We start from the raw sequence: 24,216 nt of genomic DNA on the forward strand, positions 1-24,216 counted from the left end.
CCTAATTCGCATCAATAAAAAGAAAAGCCCCGCCGCGGCAGTGCCGGGCGGGGCCAATCTTTCGATGCCGTCGGGATCAGCCGATAGCGCCATGTCCAGCAAGCGCCGCAAGCAGAAGCAGAGCGACGATGTTGGTGATCTTGATCATCGGGTTCACGGCGGGGCCGGCGGTGTCCTTGTAGGGATCGCCAACGGTGTCGCCGGTCACGGCGGCCTTGTGGGCTTCAGAGCCCTTGCCGCCGTAGTTTCCGTCCTCGATGTACTTCTTGGCGTTGTCCCATGCGCCGCCGCCCGAGGTCATCGAGATGGCGACAAACAGGCCGGAGACGATCACGCCAATCAGCAGTGCGCCAAGCGCCGCATAGCCGTTCTCCGGACCCGCAACGGCGCGGATCAGGAAGAAGACCACGATCGGTGCGAACACCGGGAGCAGCGACGGAATGATCATTTCCTTGATCGCCGCACGGGTCACGAGGTCCACGGTCCGCGCGTAGTTCGGACGGGACTCGCCCTTCATGATGCCCGGATTGTCGCGGAACTGCTCACGGACTTCCTCAACCACCGCGCCGCCTGCACGTCCGACGGCCGTCATGCCCATCGCGCCGAACAGGTACGGCAGCAGCGCTCCAAGGAGCAGGCCGACGATCACGTACGGATTGGCGAGCGTGAAGTTGATGTTCTCGTACGCCACGCCGAGGTCGCCCGCGAATGTGCGGAGATCGGTCGTGTATGCCGCGAACAGCACCAGCGCGCCGAGGCCCGCCGAACCGATCGCATAACCCTTGGTCACGGCCTTGGTCGTGTTGCCGACCGCGTCGAGGGCATCGGTGCGGTTGCGTACGTCGTCCTCGAGGCCCGACATTTCCGCAATTCCGCCGGCGTTGTCTGTGACTGGTCCGTACGCGTCCAGCGCAACGACCATGCCGGCCAGGGCAAGCATGGCGGTCGCCGCAAAGGCGATGCCGATCAGGCCTGCGAGCTGGTACGAAACGATGATGCCGATGCAGATGACAAGCGTCGGCAGCGCAGTCGATTCAAGGCTGATGGCCAGGCCCTGGATGACGTTGGTGCCGTGGCCGGTCTGGGACGACTTGGCGATGCTCTTCACCGGCCGATAGCTCGTGCCGGTGTAATATTCGGTGATCCACACGAGCAGGCCCGTGACCGCGAGGCCGACGAGCATCGAGTAGAACAGGTCCCAACCGGTGAAAGCGCCGCTGAATTCACCAACGCCTGCCTGTGCGCCGATATCGAGCCCGGCGGGTTCGCCCCCGACAGGAGCGTTGAGGTCGCCGAGCACCAACTGCGTGACGAAGTAGATCGCCGGGACCGACAGGATCGCCGTGATCCAGAAGCCCTTGTACAGCGCGCCCATGATCGAGCCGCTCTTGCCGAGACGAACGAAGTAAGTGCCGATGATCGACGTGATGATGCACACGCCGCCAATCAGAAGCGGGAGCGTCATCAGGCTGCCGATGCGGTCACCCGCGCCCTGGATCAGAAGCGCGATGAGAACCATCGTTGCACCGACAGTGACGACGTAGGTTTCGAACAAGTCGGCGGCCATGCCGGCGCAGTCGCCGACGTTGTCACCGACGTTGTCGGCGATCACGGCGGGGTTGCGAGGATCGTCCTCGGGAATTCCTGCTTCCACCTTGCCGACCAGGTCGGCTCCGACGTCTGCGGCCTTGGTGAAGATGCCGCCGCCGAGACGCGCGAAGATCGAGATCAGCGAAGCGCCGAACGCGAGCGCAACAAGCGCGTCGGTCACGTGACGGTCGTTGGGAGCGATGTGCTGAACGTCAACGAGAACGTAAAAGAAGGCTGAAATCGCAAGCAGAGCGAGCCCGGCAACAAGCATGCCGGTGATGGCGCCGGAGCGGAACGCGATCGTCAAACCGCCCTGCAGGCTGCTTCGCGCCGCTTCAGCTGTACGCACGTTGGCCCGGACGGAAATGTTCATGCCGATGAACCCGGCGGCGCCCGACAGGACGGCGCCAAGAACGAAGCCGGCGGCCTGGGTCAGTCCAAGGAACACGCCCACGAGCACGGCGACAACGACGCCGACGATACCGATCGTCGTATACTGACGGCGAAGGTAGGCCGAAGCGCCTTCCTGAATGGCGCCAGCGACTTCGATCATGCGCTGGTTGCCGGCCGGCGCACCAAGCACCTGGCGGCTCGTGAAGAGACCGTAAAGCACGGCGATGAAGCCGCACCCGATCGCGATAAGAATGAGGTTCATCGAAAATTCTTCCCCGTTTTCGCGGCTATGCCGAACCCCCTGCAGGACACAGGCGGCGAACGGGGCAGGTGTTTATGGAGCGAATCCGCGGCTGGCAACCGCGTTCGGTCTGGATGCTAGTGAAGCAGCAGTGCGGTGAAGGCGCCGGACAGCAAACCGCTAGCTGCGATCAGCCATTGGCGCAGAGGAATTGCTGCGATGTTCATGGCCTAAATGCTCCGGCAAAGGGACCGGGGATTCGCCGCTGGAAAGCGCAAGACGCGGCCCTTCAGCGACGAGGCACCCGATGCGCGCAATCGTCGTTCCTGAAGGTAAAGAAAGTCTTAAGGGATCGATGTCCGCCGGGATCGCCGCGAGGAGCGCGTAGTCGTCACCGCCGGTCGCTGCGAACAGGCGTGCGGTGAGGTCGCCGCTCCGTTCCGCGATGAACGCCCTGGACAGCGGGATCGCATCGATATCGATTTCCGCACTGAGTCCGCTTGCCTCAGCCATCCTCATCGCGTCGAGCAGCAGGCCATCGGAAACGTCCATCATCGCGTTGGCTAACGGCGCCAAGGCCTGGCCAAGCGCGATCAATGGAACGGGGCGACGATAGACGTCCACCAACGGCCCGGTCGAAGCCGGATCGAGGCGCAGCAATTCGAGGCCCGCCGCCGAATCTCCCAATGTTCCGATCGCCCACAAGACATCGCCTGCCTTGCCTCCCGACCGCAACGGGACCCGCTCACCCGCGCGGCCAATTGCAGTGAGTCCGAACACCCTCGGCGCACCCGGCGGGAGCGCGATCGTGTCGCCGCCGAGCAAAGGCAGGCCGTAGCTTTCGCAAGCGGCCTCGACACCGTCGAGGAAGCTCATGTCCCACGCATCGTCTCCCGACAGGGCCAACGACAGAAGCGCGCCAGCGGGAGTGGCGCCCTTCCCGGCGAGGTCGGACAGGTTCACCGCGACCAGCTTCCAACCCACGCTTGCCGCCGTGTCCGTCGACAGGAAATGAACGCCCTCGGCAATGCTGTCATGGGTCAGGACGAGGCCGTCGAGGACTGCCGTGTCGTCCTTCAGGCCAAGCGCGGCGGGACTGGTTGCAATCCGCCGCAGCCGCTGGATCGCCTGGGCTTCACGCACTTGCGCTTACTCCGCGCGAGCGGGCCGTGCCTGCTTGGCCACCGCATCCAGCAGCCCGTTAACGAAGCCGCTCTCGCGCTTGTCGTAAAAGGCATGGGCGACATCAACGTACTCGGAGATGACCGAGCCGACCGGCACGTCGCTCCTCGCCAGCAACTCATAGGTTCCGGCTCGCAGGATCGCTCGCATCGGACGGTCGAGCCGCTCAAGGCTCCAGCCCTCAGCCAGCTTGCCGGCGATGACCTGGTCGATTTCCTCGCGCCGTGCATCGGCACCGCTGACGACATCGTCGAAGAAGCTCTGCTCCGCCTCGAAATATTCCGCGTCCTCGATGGTGGCACCAAGGCGATGATCGTGGAATTCGCGCAGCAGCCGCGCGATTGGGGTACCCTCCATCTCCTGCTGGTACAGGGCCTGCACGGCGGCAAGGCGCGCAGCGGAGCGCGAACGGGATCGAGCGGTCGTATTCATTTCTTGCGCTTAGCGGTGCTGGCTCAGGCGAGAAAGTCCCGAAGCGCGGCCGCCACCTGCTCGCTTGCTTCCCACGGCGCGAAATGGCCGGTCTCGGGGAGCTTCACGACCCGCAGGTCGTCGACGAGGTCATCGAGCCCCTCGAGCTGCAGCGGAAGCAAAGCCGAGTCTTTCATCCCCCAAATGACCAAGGTCGGAACGTGAATCTTCGGAAACGCGCGGAGCAGGAAATCCGGCACCGGCATCGTAGCGTCCGTCGGCGGGATGATCAGCTTGCTGCCCCGGTACCAGTTCAGCATCGGCAACATGCCGCCCGGCTGCGACCAATCCGCAATGTACCGCCGCTTCTCTTCCTCCGAAATCAGGCCAAGGTCGGCGTGCTTGGCGAAGCTCTTCTCGAAGAACGCCTCGTTGCCCATCGCTTCGATCGCCTTCTCCGCGCCGGGCGTGCGGAACCAGGTGATGTATTGGGACGCGGCGCGCTGACCGGCATCCTCGATCACGCTCTTCTGGAAGATCAGGGGATGTGGCGCGTTGACGATCGCGAGCTTGGTCAGCCGCGGGTCGTTGCGCAGAGCCGCGGGCCAGGAGATTGCCCCACCCCAGTCGTGACCGACGAGCGCAAAGCTCTCCAGCCCCACCGTCTCGGCAAGGGCGAAGATGTCGTCGACCAGCTTGTCGGTCGCATAATCGCTTGCGTCCATTGGCCGGTCGGACCCGGCGAACCCGCGTTGGTCCGGCATGATCAGCCGGAATGTGTCTTCCAGCCGTGGCGCGACCTCGCGCCAGGTCCGGTGCGATTCCGGGAAGCCGTGAAGCAGAATGACCGCCGGCGCGTCCTCCGGACCCGCGAAAGCGACGTTGAGCGTCACGCCCGTGGACAGGCCGACCCGCCGAATCTCCGTCACGGATAGCTGACCGTCAGCGGCACCTCGGGCAACGGAATGAACTCGTCGTGGTCGTCGGGCGGAAGCGCGAACTCGCCTGCTCGCCAGGCCCGCTTGGCTTCGTTGATCCGGTCGCGACGCGAGGAAACGAAGTTCCACCAGACGTGGCGCTCACCGTCCATCGGCGCGCCACCGCACAGCATCAGCCGCGCGCCGCCTTGCGACGTCAGCAGCGGAAGAATGCCTGGTCGCAGCAGGGTCATATACCGTTGCGAAAGCGGCTCTCCGTCGATCGTCGCGTCGCCTTCGATCAGGTACAGTCCGCGCTCGTCCGCCGGGTGATCGATCATCAGCGCCGCGCCCGGGGACATAGTGATCGCGGCGTAAATCGTCGGCGAATGCTGGGTCACCGGAGACGCAAGGCCGAAGCCCTCGCCCATGATCAGCTGCAGGCGGACGCCATCGCCCTCCGCGACCGGCAGCGCCCCTGCGGCGGTATGTTCGAAACCCGGGTCCACTTCTTCCTTCGCCTGCGGGAGCGCCAGCCAGGTCTGGATCCCGTCGAGCGAAGGTCCGGCGGCCCGCTCCTCGGCCGGCGACCGCTCGGAATGCGAGATTCCGCGTCCGGCTGTCATCAGGTTCACGGCGCCCGGCTCGATCCGCTGAAACGTGCCGAGGCTGTCGCGGTGATCGATCGCGCCGGCGAAGAGATAGGTCACCGTTGCCAGGTTGATGTGCGGGTGTGGACGAACGTCGATGCCGTCCCCGACGCCGAGCCGTGCGGGGCCCATCTGGTCGAAGAAGATAAAGGGCCCGACCATCGTCCGCTGCTTGCTCGGAAGCGTCCGGTGGACCTTGAATCCGCCCAGGTCGTGGGTGACCGGGGCAATCGTCGCCGCAATGGCTGAATCGAGCGTGTCGTCCATGCCTCCCGCCCTACGCTTCCAAGCCGTCGCGGAGAAGTCCCGCGCAACTTTGCAAGTCATTTCATACCCTTAACGATTGTTCATGTGGCCTTCAGGCGGCCACGGCTTAGACCCACGCTGCTTGGGGGGCGACAGGCGGCGGCCGCCGCTTGGCCCTTTCATTCCGTTTGGCTCGTGCCGGGAAACCCCGTTTCCCGGATCGCTGACTCACGTTCGAAAGACACGCCGGGGTTCGTGCGCCGCGGCAAGAAAAAAGGGCAATTTCCGCATGCGTCTTCTTCTTGCAACTACAGGTCTGGGGGCAATCGCAGCCGCAACGGCGGCAGTCCCGGCCAACGCTGAAACGGTCATCTCCACTGCAGTCACGACGCCGCAGTCGACCAGCGCTTCCGGCGACATCCGCATCTCGTCAACCGGTTCGGTCAAGCCAACCAGCGGCATCGGAGTCACACTCAACAGCAACAATTACGTGCGCAACGAAGGCACGATCCAGATCACTGGCGCCAACAATAGCGCAGGTATCGTCGCCAACCCGAGCGTGACTGGTGAAATCACCAACAGCGGCTCGATCACCATCGACGAAACGTACACTGCGACCGACACCGACAATGACGGCGACATCGACGGACTGTTCGCACAAGGGTCCGGCCGCTTCGGCATCCATGCGCTTGGCGCCTTCACCGGCAACATCACCAATAGCGGATCGATCACCATCGAAGGCAATCAGTCGGCCGGCATCGCTCTCGACGGCCCGTTGACAGGCAACCTGGTCAGCAGCGGCTCGATCACCATCCTCGGCAACGACAGCTATGGCATCAAGGCTGGGAACGTCAGCGGCAACGTCACCCTTTCGAAGGGTACGATCACGGTCCAGGGCGGCAACAGCGTCGGCGTCGCGCTGAACGGCAATATCGGCGGCGCGCTGGTCATTCAGAACACGATCCAGACCACGGGTTACCGCTACACCACCGTTCCGAACGACACGTCGAAGCTCGATGCCGACGACCTGCTTCAGGGCGGGTCGGCCCTCGTCATTGGCGGCAACGTCGCGGGTGGAATCCTCTTCGACAAGAAGCCCGCCGACAACATCCCCAACAACGATGACGAGGACGCCGACGGCGTTCCCGACGCGCAAGAAACCACCGCGACGATCATTTCGCTCGGAGCGGCGCCGGCGGTCGTCGTCGGATCGTCGACCCAGGCCACGACCATCGGCGCCGTCGCGAATTCGGGCGGGCGCGGGTTCGTCATGAAGGGCTCCGTGACTGCAAACGGCCTCTACAGCGGCGTCGCCGGCAACGGCATCGTGATCGGCGGACTTGGCCAGTCGGTGAACGTCACAGGCGGAATGACCATCTCCGGATCGGTCGGTGCCAGCGCGACCAACGCCAATGCCACCGGCATTCGCATCGGATCCGGAGCGACGGTGCCGGTGATTGAGGTTTCCGGATCGGTCGCGGCGGCTGGCGGCGGCACCGCATCCACCGGTGCAACGGCGATCGCGATCGATGCCGGCGCCAACGTCAGCACGATCAAAAACAGCGGCGCGATCCTTGCCGGCCGTGGCGGATCGGACGGAACGGCAACCGCGATCATCGATAATGCAGGCACCGTCTCGCTGATCGAAAACAGCGGCGCGATCAGCGTCGGCAATGCGGCGACGCTCGGCGACAAGGCAATCGCCTTCGATCTTCGAGCGAATGGTTCCGGCGTGACGGTCCGTCAGCTCGCCGTCGCGGCCACCGCGTCCGCGCCGACGATCGACGGCACCATGCTGTTCGGAAATGGGAACGACGTCTTCGATATCGCGGACGGCAAGGTCAACGGCACAGCGAAGTTCGGCGCCGGCAATAATCAGCTGCTGCTGTCGGGCGATGCGGTCATGAACGGGGCGGTCGATTTTGGCGCAGGCTCCGACACGCTCCAGCTGAGCGGAACGTCGGCCTTCAACGGCAACGTGAATTTCGGTGGCGGTGCCGATACTCTGACCCTCACCGGCACGTCGATCTTCACCGGTCAGCTCAGCGGAAGCGCTGGTCTCGCGGTAAATCTCGGCGCGGGCACCAAGCTGCAGGCGACGAACCTCGGGACCGTCGGTCTGGCATCGCTGACGACCGGTGCAGGCTCAGGGATCGGGGTGACGATCGATTCCTCCACCCACCAATCGACCCTCTACAACATCACGGGAGCAGCAAACTTCGGCGCGGGCACGTCCCTCGACGTCAAGCTTCTGTCGCTCGGCGGCGTCGCGGGGACATACAAGGTTATCCAGGCAGGCACGCTGACCGGCGCGGGCAATCTGGTGACTTCGGTCAACTCGATCCCGTTCCTCTTCGACAGCAGCCTGGTCACGACGACGCCCAACGAAGTGTCAGTGACCATCCGCCAGAAGACTGCGAGCGAGCTCGGCCTCAATGCGTCGGAAGGTTCGGTGCTCAACGCCGTCCTTGGCGCAGCGGACTCTGATCAGGGCGTCGCCGGCGTCTTCCTCGGAGCGAGCAACAGCACCGAGCTTCGGACGTCGCTTCAACAGATGTTGCCCGATCACAGCGGCGGTGCATTCGAGACCGCGACCAAGGGCTCGCGCCTGACCAACAAGATCTTCACCGACCCCGAAGCGCCTGTCATTCAGCGCGGCGCACTCGGCTTTTGGCTGCAGCAGGTTGCCTGGGGCAGCAGCAAGTCGATCGGCGCCACGTCGTCCTACGATGTCAGCGGCTGGGGCGCATCGGGCGGAGTCGAGACGAGCCTTGGGTCATTCGGGAACGTCGGAGGATCGCTCGCTTACCTTGCCGGGAGGGACAAGCGCGACGTTGCCAATGACGAGCTGGTCAGCAGCCAGTACGAAGGCGGCGTCTACTGGCGCGGCACCTGGGGCCCGATCCGAGCCTATGCGCGCGGCACGCTCGGCAGGCTGGACTTCGACGGGACGCGGTTCTTCAGCGGTGTGGTAAATGGCCAGACCGTCACACGTGAAGCGCAGGGCGAGTGGAAGGGCACCCTCTACTCGGTCGCAGCCGGCGTCTCCTACGACGCCCGGTTCGGCAATTTCTCGATCCGCCCAACCGCAACGATCGAGCATTTTTCGCTGAGCGAGAAGGGCTACACCGAGACCGGCGGCGGAACCGCGTTCGACCTGATCGTGGACAGCCGAAAGAGCGACGAGACCGCGGCCAGCGGAACCGTGGCGCTGGGCTATGAGATCGTCCGGGCGCGTGAAGCCGGCGACGGCTTCCTCCGTGTCGAGCTGGAAGGCGGGCATCGCCAGATCCTGAGCGGCAAGCTCGGCGCGACCACCGCTCACTTTGCCAATGGCACGCCGTTTACGCTGACTCCGGAAGATCGGACCAGCGGCTGGCTGGCCGGCTTCAGGCTGACGGGCGGCGGCGACGGACTGGCGGTCACCGGCGAACTCAACGCCGAGGACCAGCAGGACAAGGTCTCGCTTGGCGGCCGGCTCGGGCTTCAGTTCAGCTTCTAGCCTTCGTCAAGCCTCACCGGGTGCGCGCGCTCTGATCTGGAGCGCGTGCACCCGTTCCCGCATCAGGTCGCCAAGCGCCTTGTAGACCAGCCGCTGCCGATCGACCCGTGACTTGCCGGCGAAGGCGGCGCTTTCGATCTCAAGCGAGAAGTGGCTTTCGCCCGCGGCATTGTAGCCGCCGTGCCCGCGATGCTTCTCGCTGTAGTCGGTGAGCTGGATGAAAGTCGGCGAAAGCGCCGAATTGAGCCGCGCCAGCATTTCAGTTGCGACGGGTCCGGTAGCGGTCGTGTCCATCGCTCCTATATATGACGGCTGATCGAACGAGGAAGTGAGTGGCGTCCAATCATCCCAGAATGCATGGCCGGGTCGAAGGCGCGAGGGACCGTTGCGCGGTTCCCGGATGCGACCAGCCAGGCGAATTCAAGGCTCCGCTGCAAGCGGCCAATTTCGACGGTCCGGGGACCTGGCGGTTCCTGTGCCTCGAGCACGTGCGCATGCACAACGCCAAGTACAATTACTTCGACGGGATGAGCGCCGAGGAGATCGCCGAGGCGCAGACGCCGTATGCGGGATGGGAACGCGCGACGAGGGCCTTCGCGCATGCCGGTTCCGATCCGGCGCCGTCGTGGAGCGATTTCGCGGACCCTCTCGACGCCATTTCGGGGCGATTCCGCCGGTCGCAGCCCCAAGCGGCGTCACGTTTCACGAAAGGCGAGCAGCGGGCCCTGTCCGTGCTCGGCCTTGGCGAGGACGCCGATCTGAAGTCGGTTCGAAGCCGCTATTCGAGGCTGGTCCGCCGCTTCCATCCGGATCGCAATGGCGGCGACCGAAGCCACGAAGCGCGGCTCGGCGAGGTGATTGAGGCTTACCAGCTTCTACGCAAGTCCGTAGCCTTCGCCTGACTCTTTCCAAGGCTCGGCCGCTCGCCCATTAAGCGGCGATGGCCGAAGACCCGAGTGCCCTCCAGAGACAGGAAAAATTCGCCGGCCTGCTGCTGATCGCGGCGGCGGCGGTGGCGCTGGTCCTCGCCAATTCCGGCGCAAGCCATGCGTATCATGCCGTCCTCGATGCGAAGGTCGGGCCGCCGATGCCGCACGTCGGCGTGATGTCGGTGCACCATTGGATATCAGACGGGCTAATGGCGATTTTCTTCCTGCTCGTCGGGCTGGAGGTGAAGCGCGAGTGGTACGATGGCCGCCTGGCTACCGCTGCGCAAAGGCGTCTCCCCTTTGTTGCCGCGGCAGCGGGCATGGCGGTTCCGGCTCTCATCTACCTCTTGGTCACCGGCTTCGAGCCGGCGCTGATGCGCGGGTGGGCGATCCCGTCCGCAACCGACATCGCCTTTGCCGTTGGCGCCCTTGCCTTGCTGGGCGCCCGGGCCAATCCAGCGGTCAAGCTGTTGCTCGTCACCATCGCCGTCGTCGACGACATTGGCGCCGTGATCATCATCGCCCTCGTCTACACCGCTGACCTGAGCGCGATCGCAATCGGCACCGAGGCGGTTATCCTCGCAGGCATGGCCGCCATGAACCTGTTCGGCGTGCGCAGGCTCTGGCCCTACCTGATCGGCTTCGCGCTGCTGTGGTATTTCATGCTTGCGTCGGGAATTCACGCGACGGTCGCAGGCGTGCTCGCGGCTCTTACAATACCGCTTGGCAGAGGCGAAAAGCGATCGCCGCTCAAGCGCCTCGAGCATGGGCTGCATCCATGGGTGATGTTCGGGATCATGCCGCTGTTCGGACTGGCCAGCGCGGGTGTAGCCCTGCGCGGCGTCGACCTTGCTAACCCGGTTCTGATCGGAATCGCCGCAGGCCTGTTCCTCGGCAAGCAGATTGGTGTGTTCGGCGCGATCTGGATCACGATCAAGGCGGGCGCCGCCTCGAAGCCGGATCATGCCCGCTGGTCCGAGCTCTACGGGGCCTCGGTACTCTGCGGCATCGGCTTCACGATGAGCCTTTTTATCGGCGCCCTCGCCTTCCCGTCGTCGCCTGCGGAGGTCGAGGCAGCGAAGATCGGAACGCTGACCGGATCGCTCTTGTCGGCCCTGCTCGGCTACGCCGTGCTGCATTTCACCGCCCATCAGGCGGCCGACGAAGCGGAGTCCTCCGAAGCCCGGGAGATCTTCGGCGGCGACCAGCCGGAGGACGAACAATGAGATGCATCTGGGACGATCGGCAACGCGCGCATGTCCCGACAGGGGAGTTCTTCAACGGCGCCGTCTATCCGGCCGCGGAACACGAAGGACGGGTGACCGCAATTCTGGGACCCATCGGTTCAACCCGCGCGCCAGCGGATTTCGGTCTCGATCCGATCCTGCGGGTCCATTCCGTCGACTATGTCGACTTCCTGAAGTCGGCCCATGACCAGTGGCTGCAGGCAGGCCGCGAAGGCGACGCCTTTCCTTACACCTTCCCGGTCGTCCGGCGGCGGCCGCTTCAACTCAGCCGCATCGATGCCCTGCTCGGGCGGTACAGTTTCGACACGTCGACACCGATCGGCCCGGGAACCTGGGAGGCGTCCTATTGGGCGGCGCAAACCGCACTTGCCGCAACCGAGGCAGTGCTCGGCGGCGAGCGTTCGGCCTTCGCCTTTTGCCGCCCGCCGGGTCACCATTGCGGCCGCGATTACCTTGGCGGCTATTCCTACCTCAGCAACGCCGCCATCGCCGCCGAGCATGCGATCGCGGCCGGTGAGGCACGCGTGGCGATCCTCGATGTCGACTATCACCACGGCAATGGCTCGCAGGACATTTTCTACGAGCGATCCGACGTGCTTTACGTCTCGATCCACGCCGATCCGGTGATGGACTATCCGTACTACTGGGGTCACGCCGATGAGACCGGATCGGGTCTTGGCGAAGGCGCCAACCTCAACCTCCCGCTACCGCGAGGAACCGGATGGAGTGGGTACCAGCCCGCGCTCGCCGCCGCGCTTGAACGCATAGCGAGCCACGACCCTGGGCTGCTCGTCGTCTCCTATGGCGCCGACACCTACGAGGAGGATCCGATCAGTCATTTCAAGCTTAAGACCAGTGACTATGCGCCGATGGCGCAACGCATCGCTTCGCTCGGACTGCCCACCGTCATTGTGATGGAGGGCGGCTACGCGGTCGATGCGCTCGGCGACAACGTCGGGGGGTTCCTCAGCGGATTCTAGAGCTTCTCGGTCAGTTCCGGGACGATCTTGAAGAGGTCGCCGACGAGACCGATGTCCGCGACCTGGAAGATTGGGGCTTCCTCGTCCTTGTTGATGGCGACGATGACCTTCGAATCCTTCATGCCCGCGAGGTGCTGGATCGCGCCGGAGATGCCGATCGCGATGTAGACCTCGGGAGCGACGATCTTGCCGGTCTGGCCGACCTGATAGTCGTTCGGGGCATAGCCCGCGTCGACCGCCGCGCGGCTGGCGCCGACTCCTGCGCCGAGCTTGTCAGCGAGGGGATCGAGGAGAGCGTGGAACTGCTCCGACGAACCGAATGCACGGCCACCGGAGACGATAATCTTGGCGCTGGTCAGTTCCGGCCGATCGCTCTTCGACTCTTCGACGCCGACGAAGCTGCTGGAGCCGGAATCGCTGCCAGCGTCGACATTCTCGACCGAGCCGCTGCCGCCTTCGCGAGCAGCCTTCTCGAAAGCGGTGCCGCGCACGGTCAGCACTTTCTTGGCGTCCTTCGACCGCACGGTCGCAATCGCATTGCCGGCGTAGATCGGGCGGGTGAAGGTGTTCTCGTCCTCGACCGAAAGCACTTCGGAAATCTGCATCACGTCGAGCAAAGCGGCGACGCGCGGGGCGAGGTTCTTGCCCGTGGTCGTAGCCGGAGTAACGAACGCGTCATGCGTCTCCATGAGCTTTGCGACGACGGGCGCCACGTTCTCGGCGAGGCCGTGGTCTAAATGTGCGCCGTCGGCGACATGCACCTTGCCGACGCCGGCGATCCTGGTCGCTGCTTCTGCTACGGCACCGACATTGCTGCCGGCGACGAGCGCATGGACTTCGCCGAGCTTCGAAGCGGCGGTGACGGCTGCGAGCGTGGCATCCTTGATCTGGCCGCCCTCGTGCTCGACGTAAACGAGCGTCTTCATGCCACCACTCCCAACGTCTTGAGTTTGCCGATCAGCTCGTCCACCGAGCCGACCTTGTCGCCGGCCTGGCGCTTGGCCGGCTCGGCGACCTTCAGCGTTTCGAGGCGGCGCGCAATGTCGACGCCGATTTCTTCGGGCGTCTTCGTCGCCAGCGGCTTCGACTTGGCCTTCATGATGTTCGGCAGCGAGGCGTAACGCGGCTCGTTGAGGCGAAGGTCGGTGGTGATCACCGCCGGAAGCTTCAGCTTGTCGGTTTCGAGACCGCCGTCGACCTCGCGTGTGACGCTGACCTCGCCGCCCGACGGATCGAGCTTCGAAGCGAACGTGCCCTGCGGCCAGCCAAGCAGCGCGGCCAGCATCTGGCCCGTGGCGTTATTGTCGTCGTCGATCGCCTGCTTGCCGAGGATGACCAGCTCCGGCTGCTCTTCGCCGGCAATCTTGGCAATGATCTTGGCGACGCCGAGCGGCTCGACCTCTTCGTCGGTCTGGACGAGGATGGCCCGGTCGGCGCCCATCGCCAGCGCGGTACGGAGCGTTTCCTGCGCCTTGGCCGGACCGATCGACACCGCGACGATTTCTGTCGCGACGCCCTTTTCCTTGAGGCGGATCGCCTCTTCGACGGCAATCTCGTCGAAAGGGTTCATGCTCATCTTGACGTTGGTGAGATCGACGCCCGTGCCGTCCATCTTGACGCGCGGCTTCACGTTGTAGTCGATCACCCGCTTTACGGCGACCAGCACCTTCATCGCTTCACTCTCCCAGAATGCTCAGGCGGGAACCGCCTGGTTGACCTCGGCGACGATCTTCCTCGCCGCATCGCCAAGGTCGTTGGCAGCGATGATCGGAAGCCCGCTCATCGCCAAGATGTCCTTGCCCTGCTGGACGTTCGTGCCCTCGAGACGAACGACCAACGGCACCTTCAGGTCGACCTCGCGGGCCGCCTCAACAATGCCTTCGGCGATGATGTCGCAGCGCATGATCCCGCCGAAGATGTTGACGAGAATGCCCTTTACGGCCGGATCGCTGAGGATGATCTTGAAGGCCGCGGTGACCTTTTCCTTCGAAGCGCCGCCGCCGACGTCGAGGAAGTTTGCCGGGAACGCGCCGTTCAGCTTGATGATGTCCATCGTCGCCATGGCGAGGCCCGCGCCGTTGACCATGCAGCCGATGTTCCCGTCGAGCTTGATGTAGGCGAGGTCGTACTTCGACGCCTCGATCTCCATCGGGTCCTCTTCGGTGAGGTCGCGCAGTTCCTGGATGTCCGGGTGGCGGAATTCGGCATTGTTGTCGAAGCCGACCTTGGCATCGAGCACCAACAGCTTGCCGTCCTCGGTAACGGCGAGCGGGTTGATCTCAATCTGCGATGCGTCGGTGCCGATAAACGCATTGTAGAGCTGCGGAAGAAGCTTGCCCGCCTGCTTGGCGAGATCGCCGCTGAGCCCGAGCGCGGCAGCAACGGCGCGGCCGTGGTGCGGCATCAGGCCGGTCGCCGGATCGACCGTCAGCGTCTCGATCTTCTCGGGCGTGTCGTGAGCGACCTTCTCGATGTCCATGCCGCCTTCGGTCGAGGCGACGATGGCAATGCGGCCGGTTTCACGATCGACCAACAGAGCGAGGTAGAATTCCTTCGCAATGTCGACGCCGTCGGTGATGTAGAGGCGCTGGACCTGCTTGCCTTGCGCGCCGGTCTGGATGGTGACGAGCGTCTTGCCGAGCATTTCCTCGGCATTGGCGCGGACTTCCTCGACCGACTTGGCGAGGCGAACGCCGCCCTTGGCATCGGGCCCGAGCTCGCTGAACTTACCCTTGCCGCGGCCGCCGGCGTGGATCTGAGCCTTCACGACCCAGAGCGGTCCCGGCAGCTTCTTCGCGGCATCGACCGCTTCATCAACGGACATGGCGGCGTAGCCGGCGGGAACCGGCACGCCGAACTTCGCAAGCAGCTCTTTGGCTTGATACTCGTGGATGTTCATTTCGCGCCGCCCTTAAGCAGATTGGGCCTGCCGATGCAAAGTCGGCCTTTCGCCCGAATGTTCCCAATGTTCGCAGTAACGGCGGTCGTTTCTGGCTTTCGTCGTTCCGTACTTTGCACGTGAAGACACGCTAGACTCAGGTCGCGCCTGTAAGACAGAAGTTTCCGGCCGTGTCCGAGTCCGACAAGCCCGTCCGCAAGATCATCCATATCGACATGGACGCCTTCTACGCGTCGGTCGAGCAGCGCGATAATCCGGAGCTGAGGGGCAAGCCGGTGGCGGTCGGCGGCGGGCATCGCGGCGTCGTGGCGGCGGCGAGCTACGAGGCGCGCAAGTTCGGCATTCGGTCTGCCATGCCATCGGTCACGGCGAAACGCCGGTGCGCCGACCTCATTTTCGTGAAGCCCCGCTTCGACGTCTATCGCGAGGTGTCGCACCAGATCCGCGCGATCTTCGCCGATTACACCGACCTGATCGAACCGCTGAGCCTCGACGAAGCTTATCTCGACGTGACCGCGGACCGGCTAGGTCTCGGCACCGCCCGGGCGACGGCTGAGGAAATTCGCCGGCGCATTCGCGAGGAGACCGGGCTGACGGCTTCGGCCGGCGTGTCCTACTGCAAGTTCGTCGCCAAGCTCGCATCCGACCAGAACAAGCCAGACGGCCTGTGCGTAATCACGCCGGAACGCGCACAGGCCTATATAGCCGCGCTTCCCGTCTCCCGGTTCCACGGCATCGGCCCGGTGACTGCACGCAAGCTCGAAGGCATGGGCATCATGACCGGCGCCGACTTGCAGGAGCGTAGCCTAGCCGAACTGGAGCTGCGGTTCGGCAGCTCGGGACACTGGTACTGGCGGATCAGCCGAGGGATCGACGATCGCGAAGTCTGCTCCGACCGCCCCTACAAGTCGGTCAGCGCGGAGCGAACGTTCGACGAGGATTTGACCGATCCCGATAGGCTCGCAAGTGAGCTTGAGCGCATCGCCGGTTACGCCTGGGCGCGGGTCGAGCGCGCCGATGTCACGGGCCGGACGGTGACCCTCAAGGTCAAATTCGGCGACTTCACCAACATCACTCGCTCGAAAAGCTTCCCAGCGCCGATCGAGGAACTGTCGAGCTTTACTGAAGCCGGCCAGGTCCTGCTGGCAGCCCTGTTTCCCGTGCCCAAAGGCATCCGGTTACTGGGTCTTGGCCTACACAATCTTGTCGAGGGAGAAGTCGAACCGCCTAGGCAGCTCGGATTGGCGATTTAGCTGGGGATAGATTGGGTTAACAAAAGGCGTTGGGGTGGTTTTTCCAGATAAGTTGTGATATAAAATTGTAACAGAGGCCCCCGCGACCGGCGGAGGCCATTTTTGCAGGACCGAAATCAGGCACGGAGCCGCGACCGCGACGGGTCGTTATGGGGGACGATACGAGAGAGACGTGTCGGCTCACAGTGTCGCAACGGAAAGGATAGCAATGGCAGCGAAAGCGCTCAGCTTCGATGTTGGCGATTATGTGGTGTACCCCAAGCATGGTGTTGGCCGCGTTGTCGAACTGCAAAGCACCGAGATCGCCGGCACCCGGCTGGATCTGTACGTTTTGCGTTTCGAAAAGGAAAAGATGACCCTCCGCGTTCCCGTCCTCAAGGCGGACTCGGTCGGTATGCGCAAGCTGTCGTCCGACAAGACCATGAAGGACGCGCTCGAAACCCTGAAGGGCAAGCCCAAGGTGAAGCGCACCATGTGGTCGCGCCGCGCCCAGGAGTACGAAGCGAAGATCAACTCCGGCGACCTGACCTCGATCGCGGAAGTGACCCGCGACCTGTTCCGCCCGGACGATGCTCCGGAGCAGAGCTATTCCGAGCGTCAGATCTTCGAGGCCGCCTCCTCGCGCCTCGCGCGTGAGCTCGGCGCCATGGAGCAGACCGATGAAAAGGCTGCGCTGGCGAAGATCCTCGACATCCTCAACAAAGCTGCGGTGATCCACCACAAGCCGAAGGAAGTCGCGAACGCCTAAAGCGTTTCGCTTCCGCTGAAAGAACAAGGGCGCGTCCTTCCGGGCGCGCCCTTTTCTTTTGGACTTGCTCTATCGGCGTGCATTGGTGTATTAGGTCGCTAACACGGCAAAAATGGGAGGATCAGATGCGACGCGCGATTGCTCTTGGTGTCTTGGCTTCGGCGCTGGTAGCGGCCGGATGCAGCGCGGCGAGAAGCGCCGACGGCGGTCCGGTCATCGACCGCGATTACCAGGTCGGAAACTTCGACAGGATCGAGTTGGCCGGTTCGTACGACACTAGCGTGACGACCGGCAGCGCGCCGAGCGTACACGCGCGCGGCGACCAGAAGGCCATCGACAATCTCGAAATCACCGTCGAGAACGGATCACTCGTCGTCCGCCCCAAGCAGAAGATGAGCTGGGGCTGGGGATCGCATCATGGCAAGATTGCGCTGACGGTAACGGTCCCAAGCCTTCGCGCCGCAGAGCTTGCCGGATCGGGGAACATCGACATCGACAAGGTCGCCGGCGACAGCTTCTCGGGCGCGATTGCGGGCTCGGGCAATTTGCAAGTCGGCCAGGTTGAGGTTGGCACCCTGAAGCTCGACATTGCCGGGTCGGGAAATGCACGGGCCAGCGGCGGCCGCGCAAAAAGTGCCGATTACGGAATCGCCGGGTCGGGCGGGATCGACGCCAAAGGCGTTGCCGCGGAAACTGCTTCGGTTTCCGTCGCCGGCTCCGGCGGCGTGCAGGCGCAAGCCACCGGCACCGCATCGGTTAGCATCATGGGATCGGGCGACGTCGACCTGACTGGCGGCGCCAAGTGCACCATTTCCAAGGCGGGTTCCGGAAACGCTCGCTGCTCATAGTGACATCTTAACCATGTCGGGCGAGAGTGGCGGCATGAAGACCGCCATTCTCGCCATCTGCGCTGCAGCCATCGCCCAGCCGGCGCTGGCCGCGGACCGGACGCTCAGCGTCACCAGCTTCAACAAGATCCGGATCGACGGGCCGTACAAGGTACGGCTCACTACCGGCGTGTCGCCGTTCGCGACGGTCAGCGGTTCAGCAGCGGCGATCGACGCCGTGTCCATCGACCAACAGGGGCAGACCCTGGTCGTGCGCGGCAATCCTTCGTCGTGGGGCGGCTATCCCGGGAAGGGGACAGGTCCAGTCGAGATCAGCGTTGGGACGCAGGACCTCGCGGCGATCTGGGTCAACGGGCCGGGCGCGCTCTCGGTCGACAAGGTCAAGGGCCTCAGCCTCGACATTTCCATCCAGGGGTCGGGATCGGCCGCCATCGCCAACGCGAACGTCGACCAGCTCAAGGTCGGGATCAGCGGGGTCGGCACAGTCTCGCTCGCCGGGACGGCTCCGAAGCTGACGGCCATCGTCCGCGGAACTTCATCGCTCGACGCTTCCGGCCTCGCCGTGAAGGACGCGACGGTGGGCGCCGAAGGCCCCGCCCAGGTCCGCGTCAACGTCAGCAATAGCGTCAAGATTGACGCGCGCGGGGTGTCGACCGTCGACTTGTCGGGAGGCGCCGCATGCACCGTAACGACACAGGGCTCGGCGGTGATTTCAGGCTGCTGACTTCAACCGATCCGGAACTTCACTCGCCTGCAATTCGTTACCCCTCCCAAGCCAAGAACATGGGAGCGAAGCGATGTATATCGGTATCGGCGGTCTCATTCTGTTGATCATCCTTTTGATCGTCCTGTTCTAGGGAACAGCGCAGAATTTCGACTGGAAACTTAGGCGCGGCCGTCTCGTAACGGCCGTGCCTTCACTTTGAAATGCCGTCCTTCGGATCGCACATCCTCCTCAGAACGTTGAAGTCTTCCTCAGACAGCACGTGACGATAGGTTGTCTCTTTTCGCACGGAATCGATGAAGCGCTTGGCCCGAGTTCGGCTCAACGGGTGACTGTCAAGGAATTCGCCAGTGAGGCCCGGTTCCTCGCCCTGCTCCTTAGCGAGCTTCAGGAATAGATTGCCGGTTGGCCCTGGTGAAATGCTTGCTCTGCCGAGCATTGCAATGGCGTCGCTGTCCGCTTCCGTCTCGTGAGCACGACTATAGCTGAGCGAAAGCAGTTGCTCGGCATTGGAGACAGTGGTTCCAGCGAACATGCTGATCAGGGCTTCGATGCCGAGTTGGCGGATTAGCGCTTCCGTCACGTGCCGTCGGCGGACGTGAGCGATTTCGTGGGCAACGATGCCGGCGAGCGCATCAGGATCATCGACATCATCAAGCGCACCCTTGAAGACGGCGATGTTTCCCCCCGGCAAGGCCACCGCATTGAAGATCGGAAAGTCGAGCGCAACAATCCTGACCCGATCAGGCCCCTCAGTAGCGCCCGGCTCCAGCGTTTCCGCAAGCTTTTCGAGCGCTGCCTGACCTGCCGGATCGTCGCATTTGCTGGATCCGAAATCCCCAACCATTGCATTGCCGAGCTTTCGCTCCCAGCTCATCGGAACGTACGGAGCGACCCAGTGCGGGGCGACGTATCCGATGCCGACAACGACCGCGGTCACAACGGCGCAAACGGCGATCGCCGGCATCAGCCCTATCCGATCGATCCATCTTCCGTAGCCATCGCCCTTGGGGATAAGGGCAAGGAGGTCGTCTTCGACCGGTTTGTCGAGGATCAGGGACCAGCCGGGCGCGTCATTCCGGCCAAGCCGGATGCGCTGCGGATCCTCGCTGAGCTTGCCGATAAGCCGAAGCGGGACCTCGTCGTCCCATCCGCTATCGCGGCTTAGCTTGAGAACGCCGTCACCCGCCGCCACGGTCACCGCATAGGATCGAGCACTCGTCCCGTCGAACAGGGACGCCTGCTGCGACACGCCCCGGACCTAAAAGGCGCCGATATCGAGAGCGTCGAGGAATCCCTCGGCTTCTCTCGGCGCGACGGTCTGCGACTGGATCAACTGGTCCACGTCAACCGTACCGAACGCGTTCAAATGGCTGGTGATGAACTGCCATTTGCGAAAATTGTAGACGAAAATGGCGAAGCCGATCGTGACGATTGTGAGACCGATCGTCCGCAAGTAGAACCCCATCCAGTCCTTGAAGTCGGCGTCGAACTGGAACGTGATGTCACCAATGCTCATCCATTCGACCGCGGCCTTGTAATAGTGCGTAAGGAAGTTGACGTACGCCACTCCCACCGCGCAATAGAACAACAGGGTAATAATCGGGGAGCCGCCAGGCGTGCCTTCCCTCGCGGTCGCTATCGCAGCGAAGCCGCTTATCAGGCTTCCGATCACGATCACCGCCCAGAAGATGAAGAATGGTCCCTTCGTGTCTTCCGGAGTCATATCGGAGTGAAAGTCGTAGGGGCCGAACGACATCTTACGCCAGCGCTCGTTCCATAATTTGGCCTGTGCCCAAGGGTAGAAAATTCCGCCCAGTAGAAAGGTGACGAGATAATATCCGATCGCCTTTCGGGCGTAGTTCCACCCGCCGTCGTTGCTTCCTCCGCGAATTCCACGCCACCATGTCCGCGACAATCGGTACCGAATGGCCCGGAACCGGGCGAGCCCAAAGAGAAAGAAACCCCTATATATAGAGCGAGGACGGCCGCGAACATCCAGCCTGGCCCAACACGGACGGCGATCGCCGGCAGGCCGAGCGCAAAAAGCAGTCCAACGAGGCCAAGCAGCAGGGCAATGATCACGAAGCCGATGAACATCTCCAACCCGGAGCCGGTCCATTGAAGCTGATCGTCGATGAAACGAGTCCTGCTCCAAAGGTAGCGTCGCTCGCGAGCCTTCGCCCAGGATCGGTAAACGAACAGAGTGACGATAGTGAGTGCGGCGTTGGACGCCGCGATCGGAATGAACTCCCGAAGAGTTCCAGTAAACTCAATCGCACGGCCGTTATCGGCCGCCGCAGAAGCCGGCGCGTCCATGGAACTAAACCCCCGTTTGTCCCCCGAGCGCAGGCAAGCTGAAACAAGTTTCGCCGGTTGGCAAGTTGCACTTTGGCCTGCGGTTGAGGGTGCAGCGCAGCATCGCTACATGCACGGCGCATGACCAAGATGTTCAAGATCGCGCTTCCCGACGGTTCGGTGCGGGAGATGCCCGAGGGTTCGACGCCCGCGGACGTTGCTGCCGCGATCGGACCGGGGCTGGCCAAGGCCGCGCTTGCCGCCAAGATCGATGGCGAAGTGCGCGACATCATGCGCCCGTTCGAGGGAGATTCGAACCTCGCGCTGATCACTTCGCGGGATGAAAAGGACGCACTGGAGCTGGTGCGGCACGACTTCGCGCACGTGCTTGCGGAAGCGGTGCAGAACATCTTCCCGGGCACGCAGATTACCTTCGGCCCGGCGACCGACGACGGCTTCTATTACGACTTTGCTCCAGCGCCGGGGCGCGGGCCGTTCACCGACGAGGATCTGCCCGCGATCGAGGAGGAAATGCGGCGCGTGATTGCCGCCGACAAGCCGCTCGTCCGGGAAGTCTGGGACCGCGAACGTGTGCGCCAGTTCTTCATCGACCATGGTGAGACGTTCAAGGCCGAATGGGTGATGGAGCTTCCCGAGGGCGAGCCGATCACCATGTACAAGACCGGACATGGGCCGGCCGACTGGATCGACCTTTGCCGCGGGCCGCACCTCGCGTCGACCGGCAAGCTCGATCCCAACGCGTTCAAGCTGACCCGCGTGTCGGGCGCGTACTGGCGCGGCGACCCCAAGAACCCGATGCTCAGCCGCATCTACGGAACGGCGTGGCTCAACAAGAAGCAGCTCGATGCCTATCTGGTCCGGCTGGAGGAAGCGGCTAAGCGCGACCATCGCAAGATCGGCCAGGAGATGGACCTGTTCCATCTGCAGGCGGAGGCGCACGGCAGCGTGTTCTGGCATCCGAACGGTTTCGTCATCTGGCGCGCGCTGGAAGCCTATATGCGCCGTCGCATCGACGAGGCGGGCTACCAGGAAATCAAGACTCCGCAGTTGATGGACGCGAGGCAGTGGGAGCGCTCCGGTCACTGGGGCAAGTATCGCGAGAACATGTTCGTCGTGCCGGACGAAATCCCGCACGCGCCGGAGGACGGACAGGAGGACGAGGCTCCGATCCTGTCAGGCGAAGCCGACCTGATGGCGTTGAAGCCGATGAACTGCCCGGGCCACGTTCTGGTCTTCAAGCAGGGCATCACCAGCTACCGCGAGCTGCCGATCCGCTTCTATGAGAATGGCAGCTGCCACCGGAACGAGCCGCACGGCGCGCTCCATGGGCTGATGCGCGTCCGGCAATTCACCCAGGACGATGCGCACATCTTCTGCCGCGAGGACCAGATCGTCGAGGAAGTTCGCGCGTTCTGCGAGCTTGCGGACCGCGTCTACAAGGACCTCGGCTTCTCAGGCTATGGCGTGAAGCTGGCGCTACGCCCAGACAAGAGGTTCGGAAGCGACGAGGACTGGGACAAGGCCGAAGCCGAGCTTCGAGACGCCGTTGTCGCGGCCGGCATGGCAACCGAAGAATTCGGCTGGGAAGAGCTGCCCGGAGAAGGCGCGTTCTACGCTCCCAAGCTCGAGTGGCACCTGACCGATGCTATTGGGCGGACCTGGCAGGTCGGGACAATCCAGTCGGATCGCGTGCTGCCCGAGCGGCTCGACGCGACCTACATTGCCGAGGATGGTGCCAAGCATCGTCCGATCATGCTGCACCGGGCGATCTTCGGATCGTACGAGCGGTTCATCGGAATCCTGATCGAGCATTATGCCGGCAAGTTCCCGCTCTGGCTGGCGCCGGTGCAGGCGGTCGTCACAACTATCGTGTCGGACGCCGACGATTACGCGAAGCAGGTGGCGTCCCGGCTTGAAGCGGCTGGGATCCGGATCGAGACCGACCTTCGCAACGAGAAGATCAACTACAAGGTGCGCGAGCATTCGCTGAAGAAGGTTCCGCTGCTGTTAGTCGTCGGAAAGCGCGAGGCCGAGGAGGGAACGGTCGCCATTCGCCGTCTAGGATCCGAGGAAAGGCAGCTTGTCATGTCTGTCGACGAGGCGATCGCGATGATCGCCGAAGAAGCGATTCCGCCCGATCTGAAGCGTTGAGCCGCCTGACGACTCTTCGCCACAGGTGGCGGCAAAAATGACGCGCTCCGGGCGCTCGCACTTTCAAAGCGGGCGCGAAATGCTTACGTCGCGCGAATTCAACCAACATTCGGAGATTAGACTATACCCCCGCCCTATCCGCGCCGAGCGCAGACCCCGCCGCAATTCACCGGCCCTCGCTACAACGAATTCATCCAGTCCCAGAAGGTCCGGGTGATTGACGAAAACGGCGAAAACCTGGGCGTGATGTTTACGCGCGAAGCGTTCGAGCAGGCTCAAGAGGTCGGCCTCGACCTCGTCGAGATTTCTCCGAATTCCGATCCGCCCGTCGCCAAGTTCCTCGATATCGGCCGCTTCAAGTATGAAGCGCAGAAGAAGGCCAACGAGCAGCGCAAGAAGCAGAAGACGCAGGAGATCAAGGAGATCAAGATGCGTCCGAACATCGACGATCACGACTATGACGTGAAGATGCGCAAGGTGTTCGAGTTCCTTGAGGAAGGCGACAAGGTGAAGGTTACCATGCGCTTCCGCGGCCGCGAGATGGCGCACGGTGAGCTGGGGATGAACGTCCTCCGCCGGGTCCAGGAGCAAACCGCCGAAATGGCCAAGGTCGAAGCGCACCCGCGCATGGAAGGCCGCCAGATGCTGATGGTGCTGGCGCCCAAATAAGCATGGCCGGGCCGGGTTCGCTTACCTGCATCCGTTGCCAGGGGACGATGGAGCGCGGCTTCATCATCGACGAAGGCTATGGAAAGCGCACCGTCCCTCGCTGGGTGCTCGGCGAAGCCGAGACCAGCATTTGGACGGGCCTCAAGATTCGCGGCAAAGACAAGCTGGAGGTGACGACCTACCGCTGCAGGCGTTGCGGTTACCTGGAAAGCTATGCCTGATTCGGATTTGCCAAGCTAAGCTTACGCTACGGCATCCTCGCTGACCGACCCGGTCTGTTGCAATTGTGCAGCAACGCCGTGTGATTGTTGCAGTCA

General features: G+C 63.4%; 22 protein-coding genes and 1 pseudogene. 11 read left to right on the forward strand and 12 right to left on the reverse strand.

The window, feature by feature from the left end; translation table 11 throughout:
* Positions 1-76 precede the first annotated feature (76 nt).
* From ABD928_RS07375 to ABD928_RS07395, 5 genes are all read right to left on the reverse strand, one after another.
* Entirely contained in the window at positions 77-2,245 is a 2,169-nt protein-coding gene (locus ABD928_RS07375; protein WP_345167537.1) for a sodium-translocating pyrophosphatase, read from the reverse strand.
* A 159-nt stretch (positions 2,246-2,404) separates the two neighbouring features.
* On the reverse strand, positions 2,405-3,367 hold the full coding sequence (thiL, locus tag ABD928_RS07380) for a thiamine-phosphate kinase (protein ID WP_187715665.1): 963 nt from the start codon (positions 3,365-3,367) through the stop codon (positions 2,405-2,407).
* 6 nt (positions 3,368-3,373) lie between these two features.
* Complete coding sequence (gene nusB / locus ABD928_RS07385) at positions 3,374-3,838, reverse strand: transcription antitermination factor NusB (RefSeq protein WP_187715664.1); 465 nt, start codon at positions 3,836-3,838, stop codon at positions 3,374-3,376.
* Between the two features lie 23 nt (positions 3,839-3,861).
* A complete protein-coding gene (locus tag ABD928_RS07390; protein ID WP_345167541.1) occupies positions 3,862-4,746 on the reverse strand; it encodes an alpha/beta fold hydrolase in 885 nt (294 codons plus the stop codon).
* Entirely contained in the window at positions 4,743-5,651 is a 909-nt protein-coding gene (locus ABD928_RS07395) for a pirin family protein (RefSeq protein ID WP_187715663.1), read from the reverse strand. The genes ABD928_RS07390 and ABD928_RS07395 overlap by 4 nt, the downstream gene beginning before the upstream one ends.
* A 268-nt stretch (positions 5,652-5,919) precedes the next feature.
* Between ABD928_RS07395 and ABD928_RS07400 the strand changes: the two genes are divergently transcribed.
* Positions 5,920-9,132: an autotransporter outer membrane beta-barrel domain-containing protein gene (locus tag ABD928_RS07400; RefSeq protein ID WP_345167544.1), complete on the forward strand. Its 3,213-nt coding sequence runs from the start codon at positions 5,920-5,922 to the stop codon at positions 9,130-9,132.
* 6 nt (positions 9,133-9,138) lie between these two features.
* Here ABD928_RS07400 and ABD928_RS07405 read toward each other — a convergent pair whose 3' ends face one another.
* Positions 9,139-9,426 (reverse strand): BolA family protein, encoded by a 288-nt coding sequence (locus ABD928_RS07405; protein ID WP_187715662.1) that lies wholly within the window; start codon positions 9,424-9,426, stop codon positions 9,139-9,141.
* Positions 9,427-9,485: 59 nt separating this feature from the next.
* On the opposite strand from ABD928_RS07405, the gene ABD928_RS07410 reads away from it, so the two are divergent.
* From ABD928_RS07410 to ABD928_RS07420, 3 genes are read left to right on the forward strand one after another with little or no spacing between them, the layout of a single operon-like run.
* Positions 9,486-10,034, forward strand: a complete 549-nt coding sequence (locus ABD928_RS07410) for a J domain-containing protein (protein WP_345170168.1) — start codon at positions 9,486-9,488, stop codon at positions 10,032-10,034.
* A gap of 38 nt (positions 10,035-10,072) precedes the next feature.
* The gene (nhaA, locus tag ABD928_RS07415; RefSeq protein ID WP_345167547.1) at positions 10,073-11,287 is read left to right on the forward strand and encodes a Na+/H+ antiporter NhaA; all 1,215 of its coding nucleotides are present in this window, start codon (positions 10,073-10,075) and stop codon (positions 11,285-11,287) included.
* On the forward strand, positions 11,284-12,288 hold the full coding sequence (locus ABD928_RS07420) for a histone deacetylase family protein (protein ID WP_345167550.1): 1,005 nt from the start codon (positions 11,284-11,286) through the stop codon (positions 12,286-12,288). Before nhaA ends, ABD928_RS07420 begins: the two co-directional genes overlap by 4 nt.
* Here the strand turns inward: ABD928_RS07420 and ABD928_RS07425 are convergent.
* Genes ABD928_RS07425 through sucC form a run of 3 tightly spaced genes read right to left on the reverse strand, consistent with a single transcriptional unit; the run spans position 12,285 to position 15,187 of the window.
* Positions 12,285-13,214: an electron transfer flavoprotein subunit alpha/FixB family protein gene (locus ABD928_RS07425; protein WP_345167553.1), complete on the reverse strand. Its 930-nt coding sequence runs from the start codon at positions 13,212-13,214 to the stop codon at positions 12,285-12,287. The two genes, ABD928_RS07420 and ABD928_RS07425, sit on opposite strands and share 4 nt — an antisense overlap.
* Positions 13,211-13,960: an electron transfer flavoprotein subunit beta/FixA family protein gene (locus tag ABD928_RS07430; protein ID WP_187715660.1), complete on the reverse strand. Its 750-nt coding sequence runs from the start codon at positions 13,958-13,960 to the stop codon at positions 13,211-13,213. The genes ABD928_RS07425 and ABD928_RS07430 overlap by 4 nt, the downstream gene beginning before the upstream one ends.
* 21 nt (positions 13,961-13,981) lie before the next feature.
* Positions 13,982-15,187 carry an ADP-forming succinate--CoA ligase subunit beta gene (gene sucC / locus ABD928_RS07435; RefSeq protein ID WP_187715659.1) on the reverse strand — a complete coding sequence of 402 codons (1,206 nt, stop codon included), beginning with the start codon at positions 15,185-15,187 and terminating at the stop codon, positions 13,982-13,984.
* Positions 15,188-15,357: 170 nt separating this feature from the next.
* On the opposite strand from sucC, the gene dinB reads away from it, so the two are divergent.
* The 4 genes from dinB to ABD928_RS07455 all read left to right on the forward strand — a co-directional run bounded on the left by dinB (position 15,358) and on the right by ABD928_RS07455 (position 18,760).
* Positions 15,358-16,440: a DNA polymerase IV gene (dinB, locus tag ABD928_RS07440; RefSeq protein WP_223276583.1), complete on the forward strand. Its 1,083-nt coding sequence runs from the start codon at positions 15,358-15,360 to the stop codon at positions 16,438-16,440.
* A 208-nt stretch (positions 16,441-16,648) separates the two neighbouring features.
* On the forward strand, positions 16,649-17,188 hold the full coding sequence (locus ABD928_RS07445; RefSeq protein WP_345167560.1) for a CarD family transcriptional regulator: 540 nt from the start codon (positions 16,649-16,651) through the stop codon (positions 17,186-17,188).
* Positions 17,189-17,313: 125 nt separating this feature from the next.
* The gene (locus ABD928_RS07450; RefSeq protein ID WP_345167564.1) at positions 17,314-18,036 is read left to right on the forward strand and encodes a head GIN domain-containing protein; all 723 of its coding nucleotides are present in this window, start codon (positions 17,314-17,316) and stop codon (positions 18,034-18,036) included.
* 34 nt (positions 18,037-18,070) lie between these two features.
* A complete protein-coding gene (locus tag ABD928_RS07455) occupies positions 18,071-18,760 on the forward strand; it encodes a GIN domain-containing protein (protein ID WP_345167567.1) in 690 nt (229 codons plus the stop codon).
* A gap of 193 nt (positions 18,761-18,953) precedes the next feature.
* Here ABD928_RS07455 and ABD928_RS07460 read toward each other — a convergent pair whose 3' ends face one another.
* The 3 genes and pseudogenes from ABD928_RS07460 to ABD928_RS07470 form a co-directional block, all read right to left on the reverse strand.
* Positions 18,954-20,012 (reverse strand): M48 family metallopeptidase, encoded by a 1,059-nt coding sequence (locus tag ABD928_RS07460; RefSeq protein ID WP_345167570.1) that lies wholly within the window; start codon positions 20,010-20,012, stop codon positions 18,954-18,956.
* A gap of 9 nt (positions 20,013-20,021) precedes the next feature.
* Positions 20,022-20,678 (reverse strand): DUF898 family protein, encoded by a 657-nt coding sequence (locus tag ABD928_RS07465; protein WP_345167573.1) that lies wholly within the window; start codon positions 20,676-20,678, stop codon positions 20,022-20,024.
* Between the two features lie 62 nt (positions 20,679-20,740).
* Positions 20,741-21,079, reverse strand: a pseudogene (locus ABD928_RS07470) (DUF898 family protein); the annotation flags it as partial.
* A 120-nt stretch (positions 21,080-21,199) separates the two neighbouring features.
* Between ABD928_RS07470 and thrS the strand changes: the two are divergent.
* The 3 genes from thrS (at position 21,200) to ABD928_RS07485 (ending at position 24,120) form a co-directional block, all read left to right on the forward strand.
* The gene (gene thrS / locus ABD928_RS07475; protein ID WP_345167576.1) at positions 21,200-23,230 is read left to right on the forward strand and encodes a threonine--tRNA ligase; all 2,031 of its coding nucleotides are present in this window, start codon (positions 21,200-21,202) and stop codon (positions 23,228-23,230) included.
* Between the two features lie 123 nt (positions 23,231-23,353).
* Entirely contained in the window at positions 23,354-23,899 is a 546-nt protein-coding gene (gene infC / locus ABD928_RS07480) for a translation initiation factor IF-3 (protein WP_187715826.1), read from the forward strand.
* A gap of 2 nt (positions 23,900-23,901) precedes the next feature.
* The gene (locus ABD928_RS07485) at positions 23,902-24,120 is read left to right on the forward strand and encodes a hypothetical protein (RefSeq protein WP_187715652.1); all 219 of its coding nucleotides are present in this window, start codon (positions 23,902-23,904) and stop codon (positions 24,118-24,120) included.
* Positions 24,121-24,216: the final 96 nt, after the last annotated feature.

Origin of the sequence: Sphingomonas daechungensis, from assembly GCF_039543105.1 — a bacterium.
Classification (GTDB): domain Bacteria; phylum Pseudomonadota; class Alphaproteobacteria; order Sphingomonadales; family Sphingomonadaceae; genus Sphingomicrobium; species Sphingomicrobium daechungense.